Below are 24,884 nucleotides of genomic sequence, written 5' to 3'. Positions count from 1 at the left end.
GCGTACCTTTTGTATAATGGGTCAGCGACTTACTGTTCGTGGCAAGCTTAACCGTATAGGGGAGGCGAAGGGAAACCGAGTCTGATAAGGGCGCATAGTCGCGGGCAGTAGACCCGAAACCGGGTGATCTAGTCATGCCCAGGGTGAAGGTGCGGTAACACGCACTGGAGGCCCGAACCCACTCCCGTTGCAAAGGTAGGGGATGAGGTGTGATTAGGAGTGAAAAGCTAATCGAACCCGGAGATAGCTGGTTCTCCTCGAAAGCTATTTAGGTAGCGCCTCATATGTATCCTCTCGGGGGTAGAGCACTGTTATGGCTAGGGGGTCATCGCGACTTACCAAACCATTGCAAACTCCGAATACCGAGACGGACTGTATGGGAGACACACGGCGGGTGCTAACGTCCGTCGTGAAAAGGGAAACAACCCAGACCCACAGCTAAGGTCCCAAATTCACTGCTAAGTGGAAAACCATGTGGAAAGGCACAGACAGCCAGGAGGTTGGCTTAGAAGCAGCCACCCTTTAAAGAAAGCGTAATAGCTCACTGGTCGAGTCGGTCTGCGGGGAAGATTTAACGGGGCTAAGCAGTGAACCGAAGCTTGGGGTGCATAACTTTGTTATGCGCGGTAGAGGAGCGTTCCGTAAGCCGTTGAAGGTGGATTGAGAAGTCTGCTGGAGGTATCGGAAGTGCGAATGCTGACATGAGTAACGATAATGCGGGTGAAAAACCCGCACGCCGAAAGCCCAAGGTTTCCTTGCGCAACGTTAATCGGCGCAGGGTGAGTCGGCCCCTAAGGCGAGGACGAAAGTCGTAGTCGATGGGAAGCAGGTTAATATTCCTGCACCTCGCGTAAGTGCGATGGAGGGACGGAGAAGGTTAGGTGTACCAGGCGTTGGTTGTCCTGGGGAAAGGCGGTAGGTTTGGATCTTTGGCAAATCCGGGATCCTTTAAGACCGAGCACCGAGACGAGCCTTTATGGCGAAGTCACTGATACCACGCTTCCAGGAAAAGCTCCTAAGCTTCAGCTTACGCAGACCGTACCGTAAACCGACACAGGTGGGTAGGATGAGAATTCTCAGGCGCTTGAGAGAACTCGGGTGAAGGAACTAGGCAACATGGCACCGTAACTTCGGGAGAAGGTGCACCCTTTTTGGTGGCTCGTGCGAGCTATAGCTGAAGAGGGTCGCAGTAACCAGGCCGCTGCGACTGTTTATCAAAAACACAGCACTCTGCAAACACGAAAGTGGACGTATAGGGTGTGACGCCTGCCCGGTGCTGGAAGGTTAATTGATGGGGTCAGCCGCAAGGCGAAGCTCTTGATCGAAGCCCCAGTAAACGGCGGCCGTAACTATAACGGTCCTAAGGTAGCGAAATTCCTTGTCGGGTAAGTTCCGACCTGCACGAATGGCGTAACGACAGCGGCGCTGTCTCCACCCGAGACTCAGTGAAATTGAAATCGCTGTGAAGATGCAGCGTTCCCGTGGCAAGACGGAAAGACCCCGTGAACCTTTACTATAGCTTTACACTGAACGTTGAGTTCGTCTGTGTAGGATAGGTGGGAGGCTATGAAACTGTGGCGCTAGCTGCAGTGGAGCCATCCTTGAAATACCACCCTGTCGTGCTTGACGTTCTAACCTGGGCCCATTATCTGGGTCGGGGACCGTGTATGGTGGGTAGTTTGACTGGGGCGGTCTCCTCCTAAAGAGTAACGGAGGAGCTCGAAGGTACGCTCAGCGCGGTCGGACATCGCGCACTGTGTGCAAAGGCATAAGCGTGCTTGACTGCAAGATCGACGGATCAAGCAGGTAGGAAACTAGGACTTAGTGATCCGGTGGTTCTGTATGGAAGGGCCATCGCTCAACGGATAAAAGGTACTCCGGGGATAACAGGCTGATACCGCCCAAGAGTTCATATCGACGGCGGTGTTTGGCACCTCGATGTCGGCTCATCACATCCTGGGGCTGTAGTCGGTCCCAAGGGTATGGCTGTTCGCCATTTAAAGTGGTACGCGAGCTGGGTTCAGAACGTCGTGAGACAGTTCGGTCCCTATCTGCCATGGGCGTTGGAGATTTGAGAGGGGCTGCTCCTAGTACGAGAGGACCGGAGTGGACGAACCTCTGGTGTTCCGGTTGTCACGCCAGTGGCATTGCCGGGTAGCTATGTTCGGAAGCGATAACCGCTGAAAGCATCTAAGCGGGAAGCGCGCCTCAAGATGAGATCTCCCGGGGCACAAGCCCCCTGAAGGAACCATGTAGACTACGTGGTTGATAGGTCAGGTGTGTAAGTACAGCAATGTATTGAGCTAACTGATACTAATGATCCGAGAGGCTTGACCATATAACCTCAAGTTGCCTTGGCTTTACGACAACGTCGTAAGAGCATCCAAGTGCACGCTACGTCACAAGAACTATGCGAGGCTGGCGCCTTGTCCCCCGGGACGAGTGCGACTCTCCAAAAGCCTCCCTGGTGAAATTAGCGCTGTGGAACCACCCGATCCCATCCCGAACTCGGAAGTGAAACGCAGCTGCGCCGATGGTAGTGTGGCTCAAGCCATGCGAGAGTAGGTCATCGCCAGGGTTTACACCCAAAACCCCGCTGCTTACGCAGCGGGGTTTTTCTTTGTGCGCAGAAAATGCGGGTCGTGCCGGCCGGCGGCCGGCACCCCCGTGGCTGTACACCAACAACCCGGTAGATTCACGTCGTGTGTGGATATTCTCCGCGGGCAGCCAGAGCGCCAACCAAGGTTGGCGTCTACCGAGGGCATGCGGACCCACAGTAGATCCACGCTGTGCGTGGATGGGCTGTCCCTGCGAAGAGCGGTGCCAACCCCGGCAGCGGGCCCAGACAGTGCACGCGGCTGCGGTTGCCGGCCAGAGGCCGGCACTACCCGCAGATCCATGCCGTGCGTGGATGCGGTGCCAGCCAAGGTTGGCCGCGACCCACGGAAGGCCTGGAAGCGGTCTTTTTCTGACCCATCACGCAAAAGCAGGCAAAAAAACGGCGCCCTGCGGGCGCCGTTCTGATCAGGATCGAATTGAAGGCCCGGATCAGGCGGCCCGCGAGACCTCGTGCGGTGCCTGCTGGCGGAAGACCGAGACCGCTTCGGTCAATGTCCCGGCCTGGCTCTGCAGCTCGCGTGCTGCTGCGGTTGCTTCTTCCACCAATGCCGCGTTCTGCTGCGTGGCCTGGTCCATCTGCACCACGGTCTGGTTGATCTGCTCGATGCCGATCGACTGCTCCTGCGAGGCCGCCGAGATCTCGCGCATCAGGTGACTGACGTTCTCCACACCACCGGCAATGCCCTGCATGCGCAGACCAGCGTCGGCCACCAGCTGTGCGCCTTCACCGACCTGGCGTCCGGCTTCGTCGATCAGCTTCTTGATCTCCTGCGCGGCGGCGGCTGACCGCTGCGCCAGAACGCGCACTTCGCTGGCCACCACGGCGAAGCCACGGCCCTGCTCGCCGGCGCGGGCGGCTTCCACCGCTGCGTTCAACGCCAGGATATTGGTCTGGAAGGCGATGCCGTCGATCACGCCGGTGATATCGCCGATGCGCTTCGATGCACCTTCAATTGCCTGCATGGTATCGACCACGCGCTGCATGGCGGTGTTGCCGTCACTCGCCGCGCTCTGCGTAGACGCCGCCAGCTCACTGGCCTGGCGGGCATGAGCGGCGTTCTGGCGCACGGTGGAGGTCAGCTCCTCCATCGATGCAGCAGTCTCCTGCAGATGCGCGGCCTGGCGTTCACTGCGTTCGGACAGTGCGCCATTGCCGGCGGCGATCTCGCTGGCCGCGGTACTGATCGAGGCCGCACATTGCTGGATGCGCCCGACCATGCGCGCCAGCTGGCCGGCCGTGGCATTCGCATCGCGCTGGATCGCGGCGAAGGCGCCGTGATACTCGCCGTGCATGCGCCGGTCCAGATCGCCATTGGCCAAGGCGGAAAGCATCTGCCGCACCTCGTCGACAGTGCCGCCCAGCGTATCCAGCAGCTGGTTGATGCCACCGGTCAGTCCATCCAGGAAGCTCGCACCTTCGCTCGCCTGCAGACGCTGGTCGAGATCGCCGGCGGCAGCGGCGGCAACAATGCCGGCCACTGCGTTCTCAAGCGACAGTTCATGCGTCCGGTCATGCCATTCCACGGCGAAACCGAGGCGCAGGCCCTGCGCATCGAACACCGGCGTGACCACCTGTGCGAAGTGCACCGGGCCGATCTGCACCTTGCCGTTGTGGGTGACCTGCAGGCCGTTGAGGATCGCGCGGATGCGGTCCGGGTTGGCGTGGAAGCGGTGGATGCTGCTGCCCACCAGGCGCTCGGCATCGAAGTCGGGGAAGGCCTGGCGCAGTGTTGCCTGCTGGTTGCGCAGCAGGGCCACCACCGAGCGGTTCACGTAACGGATCACGTGGTCGTTGTCGGCAATCATCATCGCGGTGCGCGAGGCATCGAGCGCCTGGCGGATCTGCGCATTCTCGGCATGCGCTTCAGCCTCGCGCCCACGCTGCGCCTGTACGTGGCGGGCGGTATCGGCCAGCGCATGGGCCAGCGAACCGGGTGCATAGGCCGCGGTATCTGCATGTGCGCTCAGATCGGTGCCCGTAGCGATATCGCGCGCCAGTGCCGCCAGGCGGCGCGGGCCGTGGCCAAGCGCCTCGGTCTGCTGGCGCAGGCGCAGCGCGACCTGGCCGAGGAACACGGTCAGGCTGGCGAACAGGCCGGCCTGCAGCAACGTCGGTCCCACGGCTGCGCCGTGCAGCAGCGGTACCAGCAGGGCGAGGGTGCCAACACCACCGGCCAGCCATACCGGCAGGCGATCGCGGTGGCTGAGCAGCACGCCCAGCAGCAACGCGATCGGCAACGCTGGCGACAGGCCGACGATCGCGCACAGCAATGCCAACTGCAGCGACAGCAGCAACGCCAGGCCGTTGCGGGCGATGCTGCGGCCCGCCTGTGGACCGGCGAGCCAGAGGGCGGGCAGCACGGCGGCCGCCGCCAACGCGGCGCCCGGTACGTGGGGCCCACGCAGGGCCAGCACCAGGCCAGCCATAGCCAACGCCGCACTGCCGATCAGCAGTCGACGGTCAGCGCGGTGAGCGAGCTGCTGCAGATGCGGCAGGCGAACGGTATCGGGGGGACGGGAGGATGCAGCGGACATCGGCGACTCCTGGATCAGCAGACGACAGCGGCCACGCGGTGACGCACGCATGAGCGCGTGGCCAGGGCAGGGACCGGGAATTCGGGGAATGCGACGCAATCAACGTCGCGGAGACGGGGCACCGTGACCACATCCTGTGGGTGACGGTGCGATGGAGCAGGCATGCGGACTTCCTTGCAGGACCAGACACACGCCGCAGGTCCGACCGGACCTGCGTGCTGCGGACGCAGGGGCCCGCAACTGATGTATCGGCCGCAAACGCGCGGAGTGAAGCGCGCGGATACCTTTGCTCAGCCCGCGTTGCCGTTGCTGAAGAAGTGCAGGATCACGCCCGCGATCTGTTGCGGGTCTTCCATGTGCAGGTGATGATTGCCGGGAAACACCGCCAGCCGTCCATCACGCAGGTGCTGCAGGCGATCGCTGCGCATCGGCTCGGGATAATAGGACTGCGCCGGCGTGGCATAGATCACCTGTGTCGGGCAGGCGATGGCCTGCAGCAGGTTGTCGATCTGGCCTTCACTGAGGCGGATCGCGGTGGGCAGCATCAGGCGTGGATCGCTGCACCAGCGGTAGCCGCCTTCAACCGGTTCCACGCCACGCTCGACCAGCAGGCGTGCGCAGCCTTCGCTGAGCTGGTTGGTCATCATCCGCGCACGGATGGGTGCGGCCAGATCGGGAAACACGCGCAGCTGCTTGCGTGCCAGTGCGCGCGTGGCATTCACATGCTCGCGCAGGCGGTTGGCGGTTTCTTCCTCGGGACCACGCAGGCCGCCGAGTGCTTCGATCGCCACCAGGCGCTCGACGCGATCACTGACCGAGGCGGTGAGGCTGGCGATGCCGGCGCCCATTGAATGGCCGAGCAGGCTGAAACGGTCCCAGCCCAGTGCATCGGCCACATCGAGCACGTGGCAGATGGCGGCGGCCGTGGTGTAGCTGGCACCGGCCGGCAGATGTGCGCTGTGACCGTGGCCGGGCAGATCGATGGCCACCAGCTGCAACGACGACAGGTGCGGCGCAAGCGGCACGAAGCTGGCCGCGTTGTCGAGCCAGCCATGCAGGGCCAGCACGCGCGGGCCGTCGGCGTGGTTGCGCAGACCGGCGACGCGCGCGCCAGCGACCTCCAGCTCAAACGGTTGCAGACTCATGCCAGCGAGGCCACGGCCAGCCGCGCAAGCGCACGTGCGTGCTCCGGTTCGGCGTTGAGGCAGGGGATGTAACGCATCGTCGCGCCGCGCTCGGCCAGTGTTTCGGTGAAGCCCAGTGCCACTTCTTCCAGCGTTTCCAGACAGTCGGTGGCGAAGCCGGGGCAGACCACGTCGATCTGCTTCACGCCGGATTCGGCCAGCGCCCACAGGCTCGGCTCGGCATACGGCTGCAGCCAGCGCTCGCGGCCGAAGCGCGACTGGTAGCCCATCTGCCACTCGTCCCTGCCCAGGCCCAGCGCGTTGGCGATGGCCTGTGCGCTGGCTTCGCAGCGCTGCGGATACGGATCGCCCCCATCAGCCAGGCGCTGCGGAATGCCATGAAAGGAGAACATCAGTTTCTGGCCACGGCCGTGCTGTTCCCAGTAACGCTGGATGGAACCGGCCGCGGCCTCGACCCAGCCCGGGTCGACCGAATAGTCGCGCACCAGGCTGACGGTGACGCCAGGATTGCGGCGCTGCCAGGCATCAACACGGTCTTCGACCGAGGCGGTGGTGGTGGTGGAGTACTGCGGATACAACGGCAGCACCACGATGCGGCGCGCGCCTTCGGCGGCCAGGCGGTCGAGCTCGCTGGCCAGGGCCGGTTTGCCGTAGCGCATCGCGTGGCGCACTTTCAGGGTCGGCAGCAGGGCCTGCATGGCCTGCGCCAGCTGACGCGTATGCACCATCAGCGGTGAGCCCTCCGGCAGCCAGACCTGGGCGTACTTGGCCGCTGAACGGCTGCTGCGCAGCGGCAGGATCAGCCCGCGCAGCAACGGCTGCCACAGCAGTGCCGGGATCGAGACCACGCGGGGGTCGGACAGGAATTCAGCCAGGTAACGGCGTACGGCGGGAGCCGTCGGCGTCTCGGGCGTGCCTAGGTTGACCGCCAGCACGGCGGTATCGGGTGCGTCGAGCATAAGCGGTATTGTCGCCGATCCGGTGCCGCGCCGGGATGCAGGGTTCGGATTGCTGGCATAGCGCGCATCAATGTGAGCAGGGAACGCTCATTGGGGATTCATGACAACACTACTAATTTCAGTCACTTGCTATATCTTCCTATGGACTGACTTCTGGAGCCTGCCATGCGTCGCCCGATCCAAGCCCTGCTGATCGCCGCCAGCCTGCTGTCCAGCCAGGCCATGGCCGGACCGCAGGAAGACCAGCGTGCGCGCAATGCCGTGCGCGTGCTGGCTGAAATCCAGGAAATCCCTGAACAGGGCATTCCGGACAAGTTGCTCGACGAAGGCCGCGCGGTCATCGTCATTCCCGACACGATCAAGGCCGGTCTGGTCATTGGTGGCCGTCGGGGCCACGGCCTGATGTCGGTGCGCATGCCCAATGGCGCGTGGTCCAGCCCGGTATTCGTCAAGCTGACCGGTGGCAGCATCGGCTTCCAGGCCGGCGTGCAGTCTTCCGACGTAGTGCTGGTGTTCCGCAACGACCGCAGCCTGGACAACCTGGTCAACGGCAAGTTCACGCTGGGCGCCGACGCAGGCGTTGCCGCCGGTCCGGTCGGCCGCAACGCCGCCGCGGCCACCGACGGCCAGCTGAAGGCCGAGATCTGGTCCTGGTCGCGCGCGCGCGGCCTGTTTGCGGGCGTCGCCCTCGATGGTGCGGTGCTGCAGATCGATGATGCCGCCAACCTTGACGCCTACGGCAGCAACACTACGCCGCGCATGATCTTTGAAGGCCGTGCCGCCGGTTCGCCGTCGATGGATGTGGTCGCGTTCCGCGACCGCCTGGAAGAGGCCACCTACGCCGCCCGCAACAACCGCAACGGGAACGGTGGCAACGCGCCGCGCCCGGCAGCGGCCCCGGCGGCAGCTCCGGCGCCTGTTCAGGCAGCGCCGGCCGCCCCCGCTGAAGCTACCACGGCGCCGCTGCAGAACGTGCCGCAGAACCCGCCGCAGCAGCAGCAGGGCTTCCAGCCGGTCAACGACGGCGAGATCCGCACGGAAACGCTGGGCGGAAACTGACTTTCGTCACGCGCGCCGGCTAACACCCGGTGCGCTATGCTCGACAGCCTGATCACTAACGTAACGAGCGTCTTTATGGGCAGTTTCAGCATCTGGCATTGGTTGGTCGTGCTGGCCATCGTCCTGCTGGTGTTCGGCACCAAGCGCCTGACCAGTGGTGCCAAGGATCTCGGTTCGGCGGTCAAGGAATTCAAGAAGGGCATGCGCGACGAGGACAAGCCGAACGCGCAACTGGGCGACGAGTCGCGCAGCCAGGACGCCTCGCGTGCCGCGCAGGACGAGCACGACCGCACCCCTCGCTGATCCGGAGCGGTCGCGGTGTTTGATATCGGCTTCAGCGAACTGCTGGTGATCGCGGTGGTCGCCCTGGTGGTGCTTGGTCCCGAGCGCCTGCCCAAGGCGGCCCGCTTCGCTGGCCTGTGGGTGCGACGCGCCCGCAATCAGTGGGATTCGGTGAAACAGGAACTGGAACGCGAACTGCAGGCCGAAGAGATCAAACGGCAGATGCAGGACGTGCGCCAGGGCATGCAGGACACCGAGAACCAGCTGCGTGCCAGCGGCGAAGCGATCCGTCGCGAAGCCCAGCAGGCGCAGCAGCAGGGTGATGACCTGGTGCAGGAAGTACGCGCGCCGGCGCCCGCGGATCTTCCGCCACACATGAGCACCGCGCCCGACGTCGATGTGCCCGTACAGGAGAGCGCTGCTCCCGAGCCGGCGCCGGCAACACCCCCTGAAGCCGGTGCGACGCCGCCGCAGAGCACGGAGCGCCAGCCATGAGTGAACAGGATTTCGGCGAAAGCTCGCTGGTTGAGCATCTGGTGGAACTGCGTGGCCGCCTGGTACGCGCATTGCTGGGACTGGGCGTGGTGTTGCTGGGCCTGCTGCCGTTTACCCAGAAGCTCTACAACGCACTGGCCGAACCGCTGGTCTCGCAGCTGCCGAACGGGCAGACGATGATCGCCACCAATCCGGCCGGTGCCTTCTTCGCACCGCTGAAGCTGACTTTCTTCGTGGCCCTGTTCGTGGCGGTGCCGTGGCTGCTGTACCAGCTGTGGGCCTTCGTCGCGCCCGGCCTGTATGCGCGCGAGAAGCGCCTGGCGGTGCCGTTGCTGGTGTCCTCGGTGCTGCTGTTCTACACCGGCTGTGCCTTTGCCTACTTCCTGGTGCTGCCGGCGGTGTTCCACTTCCTCACCACCTTCAGCCCGGACGTGATCGCGATCACCCCGGATGCGAATGCCTACCTGGATTTCGTGCTGGCGATCTTCTTTGCCTTCGGCGGCAGCTTCGAACTGCCGGTGGCAATGGTGATCCTGGTGCTGCTGGGCTGGGTGACGCCGCAGCAGTTCAAGGAAGGCCGCGGTTACGCAATCGTCGGCATCTTCGTGGTGGCCGCAGTGCTGACCCCGCCGGACGTGGTCTCGCAGCTGATGCTGGCGATTCCGATGTGCCTGCTCTACGAGCTGGGCATCCACGCCGCACGCTGGCTGGTGCCGTCGTCGGTAGTGAAAAAACCCGCCGCCTGAAAGAAAAAAAGGGGACGGAGGGGATTAAGTCGTTCATGCCCAGTGTGTGCAGCTAACGACTTAATCCCCTCCGTCCCCTTTTCCGTCAGGCGTGGAACACGTCGCTCGAGGTCGGCGTGGTCGGGATCGGCGGTGCGGCGCGGCTGCCGCGGTGCACGAACATCTGCTTCCATGCGGCGTAGACCGCGCCGACATACAGCGGCATCAGCACCGTGGTCAGCACCAGCTGGGCGATGAAGGCGGCGGCCAGCGGGCCACCGATCAGCATCGCGATCTGGATCACGATCACGAACAGGATGTACATGCAGAACGCGGCGATCAGGCCGAGTACGGCGAACACGAACATCGCGCCGATGTTCTCGATGCAGCCCTGCAGGCTCAGGCGCAGCGCATGCATGCCGCTCTGCTTGTCGAACACCACCAGCGCCGGCTGGGTGAACATCGCCAGCGACAGCGCCACCGCGCTCAGGAACACCAGCAGCATCCACAGCGCGATGCGCTTGGCCGGCAGGTTGGCGACCAGTGCGGCCGCATCATCCGGCTTGATCTGCTGGCCACTGCGGCTGATCTCTTCCATCTTGGTCATGACCTCGCTGAAGGCGGTGAAGCCCTCGCGGCCGATCATCATGAACAACAGCGCGCCCAGCAGCAGGACCGCCAGCACCTGTATCGCCAGCGGCACCAGCAGGTGGCTGACGCGGTGGTCGCGGATCGGCTGCAGCAGGTGCGAGGCCAGGCCCGGGCGGCCTTCGTCGATCTCGCCCACGGCGTACAGCATGCCGCCGAACATGATCGGCGAAATGGCCAGGGTCATCAGCTGCACGGCCATGCCGGCGGCGCCGGGAATCAAGGTCGACAGCAGGGTCACCACCCAGCTCACCAGCAGCCAGGTCAGGCCGATCCGGGCCAGCTGCAGCGGCGCACGCCGGTACAGGGAGAACGTATCCAGCAACCACTGGGCGCCCGCCGAGGCCGGCAGCTTGCGAATCTCTTTCATGGACATCCGGGAAGGACAGGAGGGGGCCGGGCGGCTGCCCGTGCCGCCGATTATCCCTGTTTTGCCACCGGCTGGGCTGAAGACAGCCGCGCCTGGCGGACGAAGCGGCGCAACAGCTGGCGGGCCAGCGGTGCGGCGCTGACCGCGCGCTCGATGCTGCGGGCGCAGCCGCCGTGGCGGCCGATGCAGTCGGCGCGGGCGCGCACGTAGCCGCGCATGTGGTGGGTGGCGAATTCCGGATGGAACTGCACGCCCCACGCCTGGCGGCCCCAGCGGAAGGCGTGGCAGCCGTCCAGCGGCGAGCGTGCCAGCACTTCGGCACCTTCCGGCGCGCGCAGCACGGTCTGCAGGTGGGTGGCATGGGCGGCGAAATGCTGCGGCAGGCCCTGGAACAGCGGGTCCTGCGCGGCCTGCGGCTGCAGTTCCAGCTCGATCGTGCCGGACTCGCGGCCAGCCGGGTTGTAGGCCACCTCGCCACCCAGCGCGTGCGCCAGCAGCTGGTGGCCGTAGCAGATGCCGAACACGGGCAGGTCGTCGTGCGCGGTCTGGCGCAGCCATGCGGCGCTGCGCTCACTCCATTCGGCGTGGTCGGTGACGAAGGCGGCCGAGCCGGTCACCAGCACGCCAGCGAAGCCATGCGGGTCGGGCAGGGCATCCCCGTGTTCGACATCGACCACCACCGTCTCGTGCTCTTCCAGCCCGGCGGCGACGCGGATCCAGTGCGGAAAGCGCCCGTAGCGGCGCAGCGACGGCACCGGTCGGCCGGTTTCAAGGATCAGGAACGGGGCTGGGTTCATCCGGGGGCGGCAGGACTGACAGGACTTCCTCGATTGTAGTCAGCCCCTGCGCCACCTTTTCAAGCCCGGCCTGACGCAGGGTTCGCAGCCCTTCAGCCCGCGCGGCACGGGTGAAACCGGCCAGATCCATGTCGGCGCGGATCTGCCCGCGCAGCCGCGAGCCCAATGGCAGCAACTCATACAGGCCGATGCGGCCGAGGAATCCGGTGCGCCGGCACTCCAGGCAACCGACCGGCCGACAGGGCGTGGCGGCATCTGGATATGCGGCATGGCTATCAGCCAGCACCGCCCAATCGGCGGCGCCGAGGCGGTGTGGCTGCTTGCAGTGCGGGCACAGCGTGCGCACCAGGCGCTGGGCGAGGATGCCGTTGAGGGTGCTGGCCAGCAGGTAGTGCGGCACGCCGAGGTCGAGCAGGCGGGTGACCGCCGAGGGCGCATCGTTGGTATGCAGGGTGGACAGCACCAGATGGCCGGTCAGCGAGGCCTGCACCGCCATCTGCGCGGTTTCCAGGTCGCGGATCTCGCCGATCATGATGATATCCGGGTCCTGCCGCAGCAGGGTGCGCACGCCGCTGGCGAAGTCCAGGTCGATGTTGGTCTGCACCTGCATCTGGTTGAACTCGGGCGCGATCATCTCGATCGGGTCCTCCACCGTGCACACGTTCACGTCCGGCGTGGCCAGCCGCTTCAGCGTGGAGTACAGGGTGGTGGTCTTGCCCGAGCCGGTCGGGCCGGTGACCAGCACGATGCCGTGCGGGCGCTCGACCAGTGCATTCCAGCCCGCCGCCTCCTGCGGGCTGAAACCGAGCTGGTCGATGCTCTTGAAGGCGGCATCCGGGTCGAAGATGCGCATCACGCACTTCTCGCCGAAGGCGGTAGGCATGGTCGACAGGCGCATCTCGACCTCGCGGCCGCCCGGCGAACGGGTCTTGATGCGGCCATCCTGCGGGCGCCGGCGCTCGGCCAGGTCCATGCGGCCGAGCACCTTGATGCGGCTGACCACGGCGGTCATCACCGCTGGCGGCACCTCGAACACCTTGTGCAGCACGCCGTCGATGCGGAAGCGCATGCGTCCCATCTCGCGGCGCGGCTCCAGGTGGATGTCCGAAGCGCGCTGTTCATAGGCGTACTGCAGCAGCCAGTCGACGATATGCACGATGTGCTGGTCGTCGGCATTGACGTCGCCGGTGCGGCCCAGCTCCACCAGCTGCTCGAAGCTGGGCAGGGTGGTGTTGGCTTCGCCGCGCACGTCACCCCGGGCGCCGCGCACCGAGCGGGTCACCCCGTAGAACTCCATGGTGTAGCGGTGCAGGTCGAGCGGATTGACCACCGCCAGTTCGATGCGCCGCCGGGTCAGGTGCTGCAGGTCGCGGCGCCATTCCTGTACCAGCGGCTCGCTGGTGGCCACCAGCACGCGCTCGGCATCCACTGCCAGCGGCAGGAAGCGATGCCGGCGCGCGTAGGCATGGGAGACCAGCGCGGTGACCGCGGCGACGTCGACCCGGGTCGGGTCGATGCGCAGGTAGCGGCTGCCGGTGCGCTGCGCCAGCCATTCGGTGAGGTGCTCCAGGGTCAGTTCGCCACCGCCGCTGGCGGCCAGCTTGAGGTTGGACAGCAACACCAGCGGGTGCACTTCACTGGCGTTGCGCGCGCCCTGCGCGGAAAAGCGCATGCGCTCGCGGTCCTGCTCGGCCACCAGGCCATCGGCAATCAGGGCTGCGGCAATCTGCTCGAAATGCAGCCGTCCCCAGGGCAGCGCGACGCCGCCCGCTTCGCCGGGCGTGCCGACCGGCAGCCGATGTTCCATCTGCCTGCTCCTCCCGGGTACGGAATGCCCCGCAGGTCGGCCGTTATACTAGCGCACCCCCTTTGCCGGCCAAGAATCGTCCGCATGTCCGCGACCCCGACCGTTCCGATCACCTTCCAGGGCCTGATCCAGACCCTGAACCAGTTCTGGGCCCAGCAGGGCTGCGTGCTCATCCAGCCGCTCGACCTGGAGGTGGGCGCCGGTACCTTCCACCCGGCCACCTTCCTGCGTGCGATCGGTCCGGAAAGCTGGAACGCGGCCTACGTGCAGCCCTCGCGCCGCCCGACCGACGGCCGCTACGGCGAGAACCCGAACCGCCTGCAGCGCTACTACCAGTACCAGGTGGCGATGAAGCCGGCGCCGGACAACATCCAGCAGCTGTACCTGGATTCGCTGAAGGCACTGGGCATCGATCCGCTGGTGCACGACCTGCGTTTCGTCGAGGACAACTGGGAATCGCCGACGCTGGGCGCCTGGGGCCTGGGCTGGGAAGTCTGGCTCAACGGCATGGAAGTGACCCAGTTCACCTACTTCCAGCAGGCCGGTGGCCTGGAGTGCCGCCCGGTGCTGGGCGAGATCACCTACGGTCTCGAGCGCCTGTGCATGTACCTGCAGAACTGCGACAACGTCTACGACCTGGTCTGGACCTACGGCCCGGACGGCCAGCCGGTGACCTACGGCGACGTCTACCACCAGAACGAGGTGGAGCAGAGCACCTACAACTTCGAATACGCCGACGTGGAAGAGATGTTCCACCGTTTCGACGCCTGCGAACGCGAAGCGCAGAAGCTGGTGGAAGTGAACCTGCCGCTGCCGGCCTACGAGCAGGTGATGAAGGCCAGCCACACCTTCAACCTGCTCGATGCACGCCGCGCGATCAGCGTGACCGAGCGCCAGCGCTACATCCTGCGCGTGCGCGCGCTGGCCCAGGCGGTGGCCAAGGCGTACTACGAGCAGCGCGAGAAGCTGGGCTTCCCGGGCGCGAAGAAGGCCTGACGGCCGCTCTCCCCCTTACTCCGGGGCGCCGGACGCGTCGCGCGCTGCGCCCCCACCACAGGATTGAAACGATGAGCCAACTGTCCCCCCTGCTGATCGAACTGGGCACCGAGGAGCTGCCGGTCAAGGCGTTGCCGGGCCTCGCCCAGGCGTTCTTCGATGGCGTTGTCGACGGCCTGCGCAAGCGCGGCGTCGCACTGGAGCTGGGCGATGCGCGTCCACTGTCGACCCCGCGCCGCCTGGCCGTGCTGCTGCCGGGTGTCGGCCTGGAACAGCCGGAACAGCACAGCGAAGTGCTGGGCCCGTACCTGAACATCGCGCTGGACGCCGAAGGCCAGCCGACCAAGGCCCTGCAGGGCTTCGCCGCCAAGGCCGGGATCGACTGGACCGCGCTGGAGAAGACCACCGACAACAAGGGTGAGCGCTTCGTGCACCGCGCGGTGACCCCGGGCGCGAGCACCGCCAGCCTGCTGCCGGAGATCCTGCGCGAGGCGATCGCGGCGATGCCGATTCCCAAGCCGATGCGCTGGGGCGACCATGCCTGGGGCTTCGCGCGCCCGGCGCATTGGCTGGTGCTGCTGCACGGTGCCAACGTGGTCGAGGCCGAACTGTTCGGGCTGCAGGCCGGCCGCGTCAGCCGTGGCCATCGTTTCCACCACGACCAGGCCGTGTCGCTGGCACAGCCGCAGGACTATGTTGAAGCCCTGCGCGCCGCGTTCGTGCTGGTCGACCCGAGCGAGCGTCGCGCGCGCATCGTCGCCGAGGTGGAGGCCGCTGCGGCCAGGGCCGGTGGCAGCGCCCGCATCACCGACGACAACCTGGAACAGGTGGTGAACCTGGTCGAGTGGCCGTCTGCAGTGCTGTGCAGCTTCGAACGTGCGTTCCTGGCGGTGCCGCAGGAAGCGCTGATCGAGACGATGGAGATCAACCAGAAGTTCTTCCCGGTGCTGGATGCCGCTGGCACCCTGACCGAGAAGTTCATCGGCATCGCCAACATCGAATCGAAGGACGTGGCCGAAGTGGCCAAGGGCTACGAGCGCGTGATCCGCCCGCGCTTCGCCGATGCCAAGTTCTTCTTCGACGAGGACCTGAAGCAGGGCCTGGTGTCGATGGGCGACGGCCTGAAGACGGTGACCTACCAGGCCAAGCTGGGCAGCGTGGCCGACAAGGTGGCGCGCGTGGCCGCCCTGGCCGAAGTGATCGCACCGCAGGTGGGTGCCGACGCCGGGCAGGCCAGGCGTGCCGCCGAACTGGCCAAGAACGACCTGCAGTCGCGCATGGTCAACGAGTTCCCGGAGCTGCAGGGCATCGCCGGCCGCCACTACGCCGTGGCCGGTGGCGAACCGGAAGAAGTGGCGCTGGCCATCGACGAGGCCTACCAGCCGCGCTTCGGCGGTGACGACATCGCGCTGTCACCGCTGGGCAAGGTGCTGGCCATTGCTGAACGCGTGGACACGCTGGCCGGCGGTTTCGCCGCAGGCCTGAAGCCGACCGGCAACAAGGACCCGTTCGCCCTGCGCCGCAATGCGCTGGGCCTGGCCCGCACGATCATCGAAAGCGGCTATGAGCTGGACCTGCGCGCGCTGCTGACCAGCGCCAACGCCGGCCTGGCCGCGCGCAACGTGCAGGCCGACATCGGTGAGCTGTACGACTTCATCCTCGACCGCCTGAAGGGCTACTACAGCGACAAGGGCGTGCCGGCCACGCACTTCAACGCGGTGGCCGAGCTGAAGCCGGCTTCGCTGTACGACTTCGACCGCCGCCTGGATGCGATCGGCACCTTCGCCGCGCTGCCGGAAGCCGAGGCTCTGGCTGCGGCCAACAAGCGCATCCGCAACATCCTCCGCAAGGCCGAAGGCGACATTCCGGCCCAGATCGATCCGGCGCTGCTGCAGGAAGACGCCGAGCGCGCGCTGGCTGAAGCCGTCACCGCGGCCATCGACGACACCGGCGCCAGCCTGCAGCACAAGGACTACGTGGCTGTGCTGGCACGCCTGGCCCGCCTGCGCCCGCAGGTCGACGCGTTCTTCGACGGCGTGATGGTCAATGCGGAAGATCCGGCGCTGCGCGGCAACCGCCTGGCGCTGCTGACCATGCTGGGCGAGCGCCTGGGCAAGGTCGCGGCGATCGAGCATCTGTCGAGCTGATGCCCGTACCGGTAGTGCCGGCCGCTGGCCGGCATTGCCACCGCGCATCGGATCGATCTGTGGGTTGCCGGCCAGCGGCCGGCACTACCGGATCACCGCTGGCGGATGTCCATCGGGGTCATTGCCGGCATCGCGCACGATGCCGGCAACCTCGCCTTCGATTGCGATGATCGCCACAAAGGCGCGTATTTTGACCGCCACTTAACAACCGATCCCGAATGACGTGATGCATTTCGCATCGTCACCTTCGGTCGGTATGCTGTGCCGCATGCAGCCAAAGAAATACGCCCTGCCGCTGATGGTCCTGTCGCTGGCCGCCACCTCCGTGGTCCACGCGCGCGGCACCATCGACAAGGTGGACATCAAGGGATTGGACAAGGGCGACGACGCCGCAATCATCGAGAACATCCAGGAATCGCTGTCGCTGTACGACACGATCGGCAAGGAACAGGGCGAATCGCGCCTGGAGTACCTGCTGTCCCAGGCCGAGCGGCAGACCCGCCAGGCACTGGAACCGTTCGGGTACTACAACCCGGTGATCAAGGTCGAGGCGCCGCGCGAGGACGAGCATGTCCGCGTGCTGATCCACGTCGACAAGGGCACCCCGGTCACCGTGCGCCGCGAGCACATCGACATCACCGGCCCGGCGATGTACGACCAGTACCTGCAGGACGACCTGGCCGCGTTCAAACCGCGCAAGGGCCAGCGCTTCGTGCATACCCAGTACGAAGCCAGCAAGATCACCATTACACGCCGCCTGGCCGAGCGCGGCTACTTCGACGCCGACTACACCCAGCGCCAGGTGCAGATCACCCGCGCCGACAATGCCGCCGATATCGACCTGACCTGGGACAGCGGCCGCCGCTACAACATGGGCCCGGTGCGCTTCGAACAGGATTACTTCGTCGACAAGCTGTTCGATCCGCTGGTGTACTGGGACCAGGGCAGCTACTACCACGAGGGCAAGCTGGACCGCCTGCGGCAGTCGTTGACCAAGCTGGACTATTTCAGCGTGATCGACATCCAGCCGCGCCCGGACGAGGCCGACGAGAACGGCGACGTGCCGGTGGACGTGAAGCTGACCCGCGCCAAGCGCACGATCTATACCGCCGGTCTGAGCTACGGCAGCGAAAGCGGCCCGGGCGTGCGCGGGGGCATCGAGCGGCGGTTCCTGAACAACCGCGGCCACAAGATGAACACGCAGCTGGACTATGCGCAGAAGCGCAAGAGCCTGGTCACCAGCTACCGTATCCCGGCGTTCAACTGGCTCGATGGCTGGTACACCTTCGCCGCCAGCGCGTACGACGAGCAGACCGACTACATCGACCTGCGCAACTTCAAGCTGATTGCCAGCCGCAGCGGCGAGATCAACGAGCACTGGACCGCGATCGCCTCCATCAATGCGCTGCGCGAGCGCTGGCGCTATGCCTCAGGCACCGAGTTCACCAGTGCGGTGTACAACACGTCGACGCTGGTCTACCCGCAGATGGTTGCCGACTACGTCAACGTCGATGACGAGATGTTCCCGCGCAAGGGCATCAGCGGTACCGCGACGATGCGTGCCGGCGTCGAAGGTGCCGGCTCGGACACCAGTTTCGTGCAGGCCAATGCCGTGCTGCGCTGGTACATCCCGGTGGGCGAAAGCAACCGCCTGATCCTGCGTGGCGAAGGCGGCACCACCTGGACCAGCGATCTGGTGGCAATGCCGCCCAGCCTGCGCTACTTCGCCGGCGGTGACCGCAGCATCCGTGGCTATGCCTACCGCGAAGTCGGTCCGCGGACCCCGGCACCGGACAAGTACGCGCTCGGGGCCAAGAACCTGGTGATCGGCTCGGCCGAGTACGAGCACTATTTCAATGGCGGCCCCTGGGGCGCGGCGGTGTTCGTCGATACCGGCAGTGCCTTCGACAACACCATCGACCTGCATACCGGCGTTGGCTTCGGCGTGCGCTGGAAATCGCCGGTGGGCCCGGTGCGCATCGACGTGGCGCACGGCCTGAACAACCCGGATTCGCAGTTCCAGCTGTACCTGAACATCGGAGCGGACCTGTGAGCACGCCCGCACCGACTCCGACCCCGAATACGCCGCCGCCGCGCGTGCGCTTCTATCGTCGCCGCCGCTTCTGGGCATGGTCCGGCGCCGGCGTGATCGGCCTGGTGCTGCTGGCCCTGCTGGCGGTGTACTGGCTGCTGCAGACCGTGGCCGGCCGCGACGTGCTGCTGGCACAGGTGGTGGCGCGGCTGCCCGTGGGCGCCAGCTTCACCTGGGACAAGGTGGACGGCCCGGTGGCCGGTCCGCTGACCCTGTACAACGTCGACTTCCGCTACGACGACATCCATTTCCACGCCGAGCGTGCCCATCTGGAGCCGGACCTGCGCCCGCTGCTGGGCCGCAAGCTGCTGCTGGACAAGCTGGAGCTGACCAACGCGACGTTGAACCTGGCCAAGAGTGACGAGCCGTTCAAGCTGCCGTCGTGGCCCGATTCGCTGCCGCAGATCGAAATGCCGCTGGCGATCCAGGCCGATGCCATTGCCATCGACGGCTTCCGCATCAGCCAGGCCAACGAGCCGGTGATCGACATCAGCCGTGTGCGTGGTGGCATCGAGATCGCCAACGGCGAGTTCCAGGCGCACAAACTGGTCGTGGACAGCGACATGGGCAATTTCACCGCCCAGGGCCGCTACATCCCGGCCAAGGACTACGACACCGACGTGACCGTCACCGCAGTGTTGCCGGCCCCGCGTGGCCGTACCGCAGCGACGGTGGGGCTGGTGGCACGCGGTGACCTGTCGCACATGGAAGTGGCGGTGGCCGGGCGTGCGCCGAAGCCGCTGCACGCGATGCTGGTGTTCGATGGCCGCACCGACCCGACCTGGAGCGCCACGGTGCGCAGCGACGAACTGGACCTGGCGCTGCTGTCACCGGCGTTGGCCAGCTCGGCGATCGCACCGCTGGCGCTGGACTTCACCGCCGCCGGCAAGGGCGGCAACGCCAACCTGCGTGGCAAGGTGAAGCAGGGCGATCACGAACTGGAACTGGCACCGTCGGTGGTGTCGTTGCAGGACCAGGTCCTGAAGGTCTCGCCGCTGCTGGTGAAGGGCCTCGGTGGCGAAGCCCGCCTGGAGGGCACGGCCGATTTCAGCCAGGAAGACCAGCAGAAGCTCAACTTCTCGGTGGTCGCCCATGATCTGACCTACGTGCCAGCGCCCGATCCGAACACCGCCGGCAGCGCACCGGTGCCGGTGACCCTGAAGGAAGCGCGCTTCGGCCTCGCCGGTACCCTGAAGGCCTGGGCCGCGATCGGCCGCGCCGAGGTCGAGCGTGACGCGCAGAAGGCGCAGCTGCGCTTCGACGTGCGCGGCAACGACCAGGCCGCGTCGATCCACCAGCTGCAGGCGCAGACCCCGGGTGGCCAGCTGCAGGTGGAAGGCCAGGTGGCCTGGGCGCCGCAGCTGGACTGGGACGCCAAGGCCACGCTGAAGGACTTCGACCCCGGCTATTTCGTGCCAGGCTGGAACGGTCGCCTGTCCGGCAACCTGGCCTCCAAGGGACGCCAGCTGCCGCCGCCGGCCAATGCCGCGCCTGGCACCGCTGGTACGCTGGAAGCCACGGTTGACCTGCCGTCGCTGAAAGGCGTGCTGCGCCAGCGCAACCTCGACGCACAGGGCAAGTTCGCGCTGCAGGGCGAGCAGGGCCAGGGTGACCTGAAACTGTCGCTGGGCAGCAGCCGGGTGACCGCTTCAGGCAAGGTCGGTGACCGCCTCGACATCGATGCGCGCTTCGAGCCGCTGCAGTTGAGCGACCTGTTGCCGGGCGCCGATGGTGGCCTGCGTGGCCAGGTGCAGGTGAAGGGCCCGCGCGATGCGCCGGACATCACCGCCGACCTGGTCGGCAACAATCTCAACTGGGACGGCTACGGCGCCGAGAGCGTGAGCATCAAGGGCCACCTGCCGTGGCGCGGCGACAGCGGCACGCTGGCGGTGCAGGGCCAGCAGGTCAATGCCGGCATGCTGCTGGAACGCTTGAACGTGGATGCACAGGGCAGTGTGTCCAACCTGCGCCTGGCGGCGCAGGCCCGCAACGAGATGGGGGCGGTCGAGCTGCAGGGCAGTATCCGCCAACAAGGCGCGCAATGGCGTGGCGAGCTGGCCGCGCTGCGCATCGCACCGGTGAAGGGCGATGCCTGGTCGCTGCGTGCGCCGGCGGCGTTCGCGATCAATGGCAGCAGCTACACGCTGGGCGAAGCCTGCCTGGCCGCCGCCAGCAGCGGTGCACTGTGTGCACAGGCCAACTGGCCACGCGAGGGCCTGGTGGTACGCAGTGATGCGCTGCCGCTGGCGCTGGTGCAGCCATGGTTGCCGCCGCAGTCCGGTCGTCGCATCTACCTGCGCGGCGATGTCAGCCTGGACGCGCAGATCCGCCCGCGCGGCAACGCCTGGGAAGGCCACGTGGAAGTGCGCTCGAAGGAAGGCGGCGTGCGCCTGGGCGAGAGCCGCAACACCGTGGGCGATACCACCCGTGGCGAACTGGTGCGCTATGACCAGTTCTCGCTGAAGCTCGACATGACCCCGGCCAGCATCAAGGGCTACCTGGGCATGGGCTTCCAGGGCAACGGCTTCGTTGATGCGAAGATGCAGACCGGCTGGGAAGCCAGCGCGCCGTTGAACGGCGAGCTCTACCTCAACATGTCGCGGCTGTACTGGCTGGAGCTGTTCTCGCCGGACATCGTGCGCCCCACCGGCCTGATCGAAGGCCACGTCAGCCTGCGTGGCACGCGTGGCCAGCCGTCGCTGGGCGGTGATGCGCAGCTGAGCAACTTCAAGGGCGAATTCCCCGCGCTCGGCCTCACTTTCGATCAGGGCAAGGGCAGCTTCGTCGCCCAGCCCGACGGTTCGGCCAAGATCACCGCGCAGGCCAACTCGGGCCAGGGCACGCTGTATGTCGACGGTGGCCTGTCGTGGTTCGGTGATGCACAGCCGCTGCAGCTGAAGATCCACGGCGAGAACGTGCTGCTGTCCAACACCAGTGAACTGCGCATCGTCGCCAATCCCAACCTCGACTTCACCCTGGCCAAGGCGGCGATGGAGCTGCGCGGTACCGTGCACGTGCCCGAAGCGGACATCGACATCGAGCGGCTGGACCGCGGCACCTCGGTGTCTGAAGACGTGGTGGTGCTCGATCCGGCCGACCCGGAAGAGTCACGCACCTCGCCGCTGGACATGGATCTGGTGGTCAGCCTCGGCGACAAGGTGAAGATGACCGGCTTCGGGCTGAAGGGCGCGCTGACCGGCAAGATGCAGGTCTGGGCCAAGCCCGGCCGCGAGATGACCGCCAATGGTGGGCTGGAAGTGAGCGGCCGCTACAAGGCGTATGGGCAGGACCTGACCATCACCCGTGGCAACCTCACCTGGAACTACAACGCGGTGTCCGACCCGCGCGTCAACATCCGTGCCGAGCGCCGGGTCGGTGATGTCACCGCCGGCATCGACGTCACCGGACGTGCGCAGCAGCCGCGTGCCGATGTGTGGTCCGATCCGGCGATGTCGCAGTCCGAAGCGCTGGCCTACCTGGTGCTGGGACGCAGCCTGACCGGTGCCAGCAGCGACCAGACCCAGCAGGTCAACGCGGCCTCGGCGGCACTCTCTGCAGGCAGTGGCCTGCTGGCCTCGCAGCTGGGCGCCAAGCTGGGCCTGGACGATGCCGGCGTAAGCCAGTCGCGCGCGCTGGGTGGCTCGGTGATCGGTGTCGGCAAGTACATCTCGCCCAAGCTGTACGTCGGTTACGGCGTGTCGCTGGTCGGTGCCGGTTCGGTGATCACGCTGAAGTACCTGCTGCGTCGCGGCTTCGACGTGGAAGTGGAATCGAGCACGGTGGAAAACCGCGGTTCGATCAACTGGCGACGGGAGAAGTAACGATGCGGTAGTGCCGGCCGCTGGCCGGCAACTGCACCGTATCTCCCGAGTTGCGTGGGTTGCCGGCCAGCGGCCGGCACTACCGTGCACGACGCCCCCAACCATCGGCCGTTGCCCCATCCGGCCCCAACGGCTATGGTCCCGGGCTGTTCTGTCGTACCGGATTGCCCATGTCACCACGCAAAGCCCTTCCCACCGCCCTGGCCCTGGGCCTGACCCTCGCCGCCGGTGCCCACGCCGATGAAGGCATGTGGATGCCGACCCAGCTGCCGGAACTGGCCAAGCCGCTGCAGGCCGCAGGCTTCAAGGGCAATCCGGCCGACCTGGCCAACGTCACTGCGCCGCCGCTGAGCGCGGTGGTGCGTGCCGGTGGTGGCACCGGCTCGTTCGTGTCCAGCGACGGCCTGCTGCTGACCAACCACCACGTGGCGATGGGCGTGATCCAGTACAACAGCTCGCCCGAGCACGACCTGATCAACGGTGGCTTCATCGCCAGGGACCGCGCCGACGAGCGCCCGGCCAACCCGGACTTCCGCGTACTGGTCACCGTCGGCTTCGACAAGGTGACCGACCAGGTGCTGGCGCAGGCGCGTGGCAAGACCGGCCGTGCCTACTTCAATGCCGTGGATGCGGCCAGCAAGCAGATCGTGGCCGAGTGCGAGAAGGACGGCAGCGTGCGCTGCTCGGTGGCCAACATGTACTACGGCACCGATTTCTACCGCATCGCCCAGCTGGAACTGAGCGACGTGCGCCTGGTGTACGCGCCGCCGCGTGCGATCGGCAACTATGGCGATGAAATCGACAACTTCATGTGGCCGCGCCACACCGGCGACTTCACCCTGCTGCGCGCCTATGTCGGCAAGGACGGCAAGCCGGCCGCGTACAGCAAGGACAACGTGCCCTACCAGGCGCCGGCGCACCTGCAGATGTCGGTGGAAGGCCCGAAGGAAGGTGACTACGCGATGCTGGCCGGTTACCCGGGGATCACCTATCGCCACCGTACCGCGGCCGAATTCGCTGGCCAGATCGATACTGTGCTGCCGCGCCGCGTATCGGTGTTCCAGCAGATGATCGACACCATCGAGGCCGCCAGCGCCAAGGACGCGCAGGCGCGTACCCGCTACGCCTCGCAGCTGCAGTCGCTGAAGAACAACCGCAAGCGCGCCGCCGGTGAGCTGGAAGGCCTGCTGCGCAGCGACGCCAAGGCCCAGCGTGCCGCCGACGAGACGGCGATGCTGGCTGCCACCGACCGCAAGTACCAGGGCGATATCAAGGCGCTGCTGACCAACCTGTCGCAGGGCGCGGCGGTGGGCGAACGCGACCTGCTGCTGGACCAGATGGCCGCACAGAGCCAGCTGCTGCGCTCGGCGCTGCTGCTGGAACGCCTGCGCATCGAATCGGCCAAGCCGGACGCGCAGCGCGAGAGCGGTTTCCAGCAGCGCGACCAGGCGATGATCGAAGGCGTGCTCAAGCAGGTCCAGCGCCGCTACGCGCCGGAGGTCGAGAAGGCGCTGCTGACCACCCTGCTGACCCGCTACCAGCAGCTGCCGGACGCGCAGCGCGTGGCCGAGTTCGACGCGGCCTTCGGCCGTACCCCGGAGCAGCTGTCAGCGGCGCTGGATATCCTGTACGCCGGCACCCAGCTGGGTGAGGAGGCACAGCGCCTGTCCCGTTTCGCTGCTGCGCGCGAAGGCAAGGCGCTGGCCGCCGATCCGCTGATCACCGTGGCCGGCCCGCTGGTGGCCGCGCAGCTGCGCATCGAGAACGAAAGCAAGACCCGCGAAGGCGAGCAGCTGCGCCTGCGCCCGGCCTACATGCAGGCTTTGTTCGCCTGGCGTGCCAAGCAGGGCCGCGCGGTGTACCCGGATGCCAACCGCACCCTGCGCATCAGCTACGGCAAGGTCGAGGCGCTGCATCCGCGCGACGGCGTGACCTACTCGCCGGTGACCACCGTGGCCGGCATCGTCGAGAAGAACACCAACGCCTATCCGTTCGATGCGCCCAAGCCGCTGCTGGCCGCGATCGCCAAGGGTGACTTCGGCAGCACCGCCGACCCGGCGCTGAAGACCCAGACGGTCAACTTCCTGACCAACCTGGATACCACCGGCGGCAACTCCGGCTCGCCGGTGCTCAACGCCAAGGGCGAACTGATCGGCCTGAACTTCGACAGCAACTGGGAATCGGTCAGCGCCAGCTGGTGGTTCGACCCGCGCTACAAGCGCGCCGTGCACGTGGACATGCGCTACCTGCGCTGGCTGCTGGCCAAGGTCTACCCGGCGCCGGAACTGCTGAAGGAAATGGGCGTGCCGGCCCAGTAAGAAGCCGGCCACGACCAACGGTCGTGGCCCGCACCGCGGAAGCCCCCACCCTGGTGGGGGTGGTTGCCC

At 66.2% G+C, this 24,884-nt stretch carries 15 protein-coding genes and 2 rRNA genes (1 of these 17 cut by a window edge); 11 read left to right on the top strand and 6 right to left on the bottom strand.

Translation table 11 applies throughout. The features are described from left to right. Together SriyCCGPB3_RS21275 and rrf are read left to right on the top strand one after the other, a co-directional pair. Positions 1-2,338 (top strand): 23S ribosomal RNA (locus tag SriyCCGPB3_RS21275); it begins 542 nt to the left of the window's first position. Between the two features lie 125 nt (positions 2,339-2,463). Continuing rightward, positions 2,464-2,578: ribosomal RNA gene (rrf, locus tag SriyCCGPB3_RS21270) — 5S ribosomal RNA — on the top strand. Between the two features lie 470 nt (positions 2,579-3,048). On the opposite strand, the gene SriyCCGPB3_RS21265 is transcribed toward rrf, so the two are convergent. From SriyCCGPB3_RS21265 to hemH, 3 genes are all read right to left on the bottom strand, one after another. Continuing rightward, positions 3,049-5,154: a methyl-accepting chemotaxis protein gene (locus SriyCCGPB3_RS21265; protein WP_164162421.1), complete on the bottom strand. Its 2,106-nt coding sequence runs from the start codon at positions 5,152-5,154 to the stop codon at positions 3,049-3,051. Positions 5,155-5,444: 290 nt separating this feature from the next. After that, entirely contained in the window at positions 5,445-6,299 is an 855-nt protein-coding gene (locus SriyCCGPB3_RS21260) for an alpha/beta fold hydrolase (RefSeq protein WP_153857053.1), read from the bottom strand. After that, positions 6,296-7,258, bottom strand: a complete 963-nt coding sequence (gene hemH, locus SriyCCGPB3_RS21255) for a ferrochelatase (RefSeq protein WP_110714195.1) — start codon at positions 7,256-7,258, stop codon at positions 6,296-6,298. Before hemH ends, SriyCCGPB3_RS21260 begins: the two co-directional genes overlap by 4 nt. A gap of 165 nt (positions 7,259-7,423) precedes the next feature. Here hemH and SriyCCGPB3_RS21250 point away from each other — a divergent pair, with 165 nt between their 5' ends. From SriyCCGPB3_RS21250 to tatC, 4 genes are all read left to right on the top strand, one after another. Then, complete coding sequence (locus tag SriyCCGPB3_RS21250) at positions 7,424-8,317, top strand: lipid-binding SYLF domain-containing protein (protein WP_110714194.1); 894 nt, start codon at positions 7,424-7,426, stop codon at positions 8,315-8,317. A gap of 75 nt (positions 8,318-8,392) precedes the next feature. After that, positions 8,393-8,620, top strand: coding sequence for a Sec-independent protein translocase subunit TatA (gene tatA, locus SriyCCGPB3_RS21245; RefSeq protein ID WP_164162418.1), 228 nt, complete (start codon positions 8,393-8,395; stop codon positions 8,618-8,620). Between the two features lie 15 nt (positions 8,621-8,635). Beyond that, positions 8,636-9,094 (top strand): Sec-independent protein translocase protein TatB, encoded by a 459-nt coding sequence (gene tatB, locus SriyCCGPB3_RS21240; RefSeq protein ID WP_350259705.1) that lies wholly within the window; start codon positions 8,636-8,638, stop codon positions 9,092-9,094. Continuing rightward, positions 9,091-9,840: a twin-arginine translocase subunit TatC gene (tatC, locus tag SriyCCGPB3_RS21235; protein ID WP_110714192.1), complete on the top strand. Its 750-nt coding sequence runs from the start codon at positions 9,091-9,093 to the stop codon at positions 9,838-9,840. The genes tatB and tatC overlap by 4 nt, the downstream gene beginning before the upstream one ends. 85 nt (positions 9,841-9,925) lie before the next feature. On the opposite strand, the gene SriyCCGPB3_RS21230 is transcribed toward tatC, so the two are convergent. From SriyCCGPB3_RS21230 to SriyCCGPB3_RS21220, 3 genes are read right to left on the bottom strand one after another with little or no spacing between them, the layout of a single operon-like run. Further along, the gene (locus SriyCCGPB3_RS21230) at positions 9,926-10,837 is read right to left on the bottom strand and encodes a BPSS1780 family membrane protein (RefSeq protein ID WP_110714191.1); all 912 of its coding nucleotides are present in this window, start codon (positions 10,835-10,837) and stop codon (positions 9,926-9,928) included. A 50-nt stretch (positions 10,838-10,887) separates the two neighbouring features. Then, entirely contained in the window at positions 10,888-11,634 is a 747-nt protein-coding gene (locus tag SriyCCGPB3_RS21225) for a glutamine amidotransferase (protein WP_094002232.1), read from the bottom strand. Next, the gene (locus SriyCCGPB3_RS21220; protein ID WP_350259704.1) at positions 11,606-13,441 is read right to left on the bottom strand and encodes a GspE/PulE family protein; all 1,836 of its coding nucleotides are present in this window, start codon (positions 13,439-13,441) and stop codon (positions 11,606-11,608) included. The genes SriyCCGPB3_RS21225 and SriyCCGPB3_RS21220 overlap by 29 nt, the downstream gene beginning before the upstream one ends. Before the next feature lie 84 nt (positions 13,442-13,525). Between SriyCCGPB3_RS21220 and glyQ the strand changes: the two genes are divergently transcribed. The 5 genes from glyQ to SriyCCGPB3_RS21195 all read left to right on the top strand — a co-directional run bounded on the left by glyQ (position 13,526) and on the right by SriyCCGPB3_RS21195 (position 24,815). Then, positions 13,526-14,437 (top strand): glycine--tRNA ligase subunit alpha, encoded by a 912-nt coding sequence (gene glyQ, locus SriyCCGPB3_RS21215; protein ID WP_006403404.1) that lies wholly within the window; start codon positions 13,526-13,528, stop codon positions 14,435-14,437. Between the two features lie 71 nt (positions 14,438-14,508). Further along, positions 14,509-16,584 (top strand): glycine--tRNA ligase subunit beta, encoded by a 2,076-nt coding sequence (gene glyS / locus SriyCCGPB3_RS21210; protein WP_350259703.1) that lies wholly within the window; start codon positions 14,509-14,511, stop codon positions 16,582-16,584. A gap of 256 nt (positions 16,585-16,840) precedes the next feature. Next, positions 16,841-18,637 (top strand): autotransporter assembly complex protein TamA, encoded by a 1,797-nt coding sequence (locus SriyCCGPB3_RS21205; protein ID WP_110714188.1) that lies wholly within the window; start codon positions 16,841-16,843, stop codon positions 18,635-18,637. Next, positions 18,634-22,497: a translocation/assembly module TamB domain-containing protein gene (locus SriyCCGPB3_RS21200; RefSeq protein WP_180854136.1), complete on the top strand. Its 3,864-nt coding sequence runs from the start codon at positions 18,634-18,636 to the stop codon at positions 22,495-22,497. Before SriyCCGPB3_RS21205 ends, SriyCCGPB3_RS21200 begins: the two co-directional genes overlap by 4 nt. Positions 22,498-22,667: 170 nt before the next feature. Continuing rightward, on the top strand, positions 22,668-24,815 hold the full coding sequence (locus SriyCCGPB3_RS21195; RefSeq protein WP_180848193.1) for a S46 family peptidase: 2,148 nt from the start codon (positions 22,668-22,670) through the stop codon (positions 24,813-24,815). Positions 24,816-24,884 lie beyond the last annotated feature (69 nt).

The sequence above is a fragment of the Stenotrophomonas riyadhensis genome (assembly GCF_040256885.1).
GTDB lineage: Bacteria > Pseudomonadota > Gammaproteobacteria > Xanthomonadales > Xanthomonadaceae > Stenotrophomonas > Stenotrophomonas riyadhensis.
This window is presented reverse-complemented; position numbering and strand designations above follow the sequence as displayed.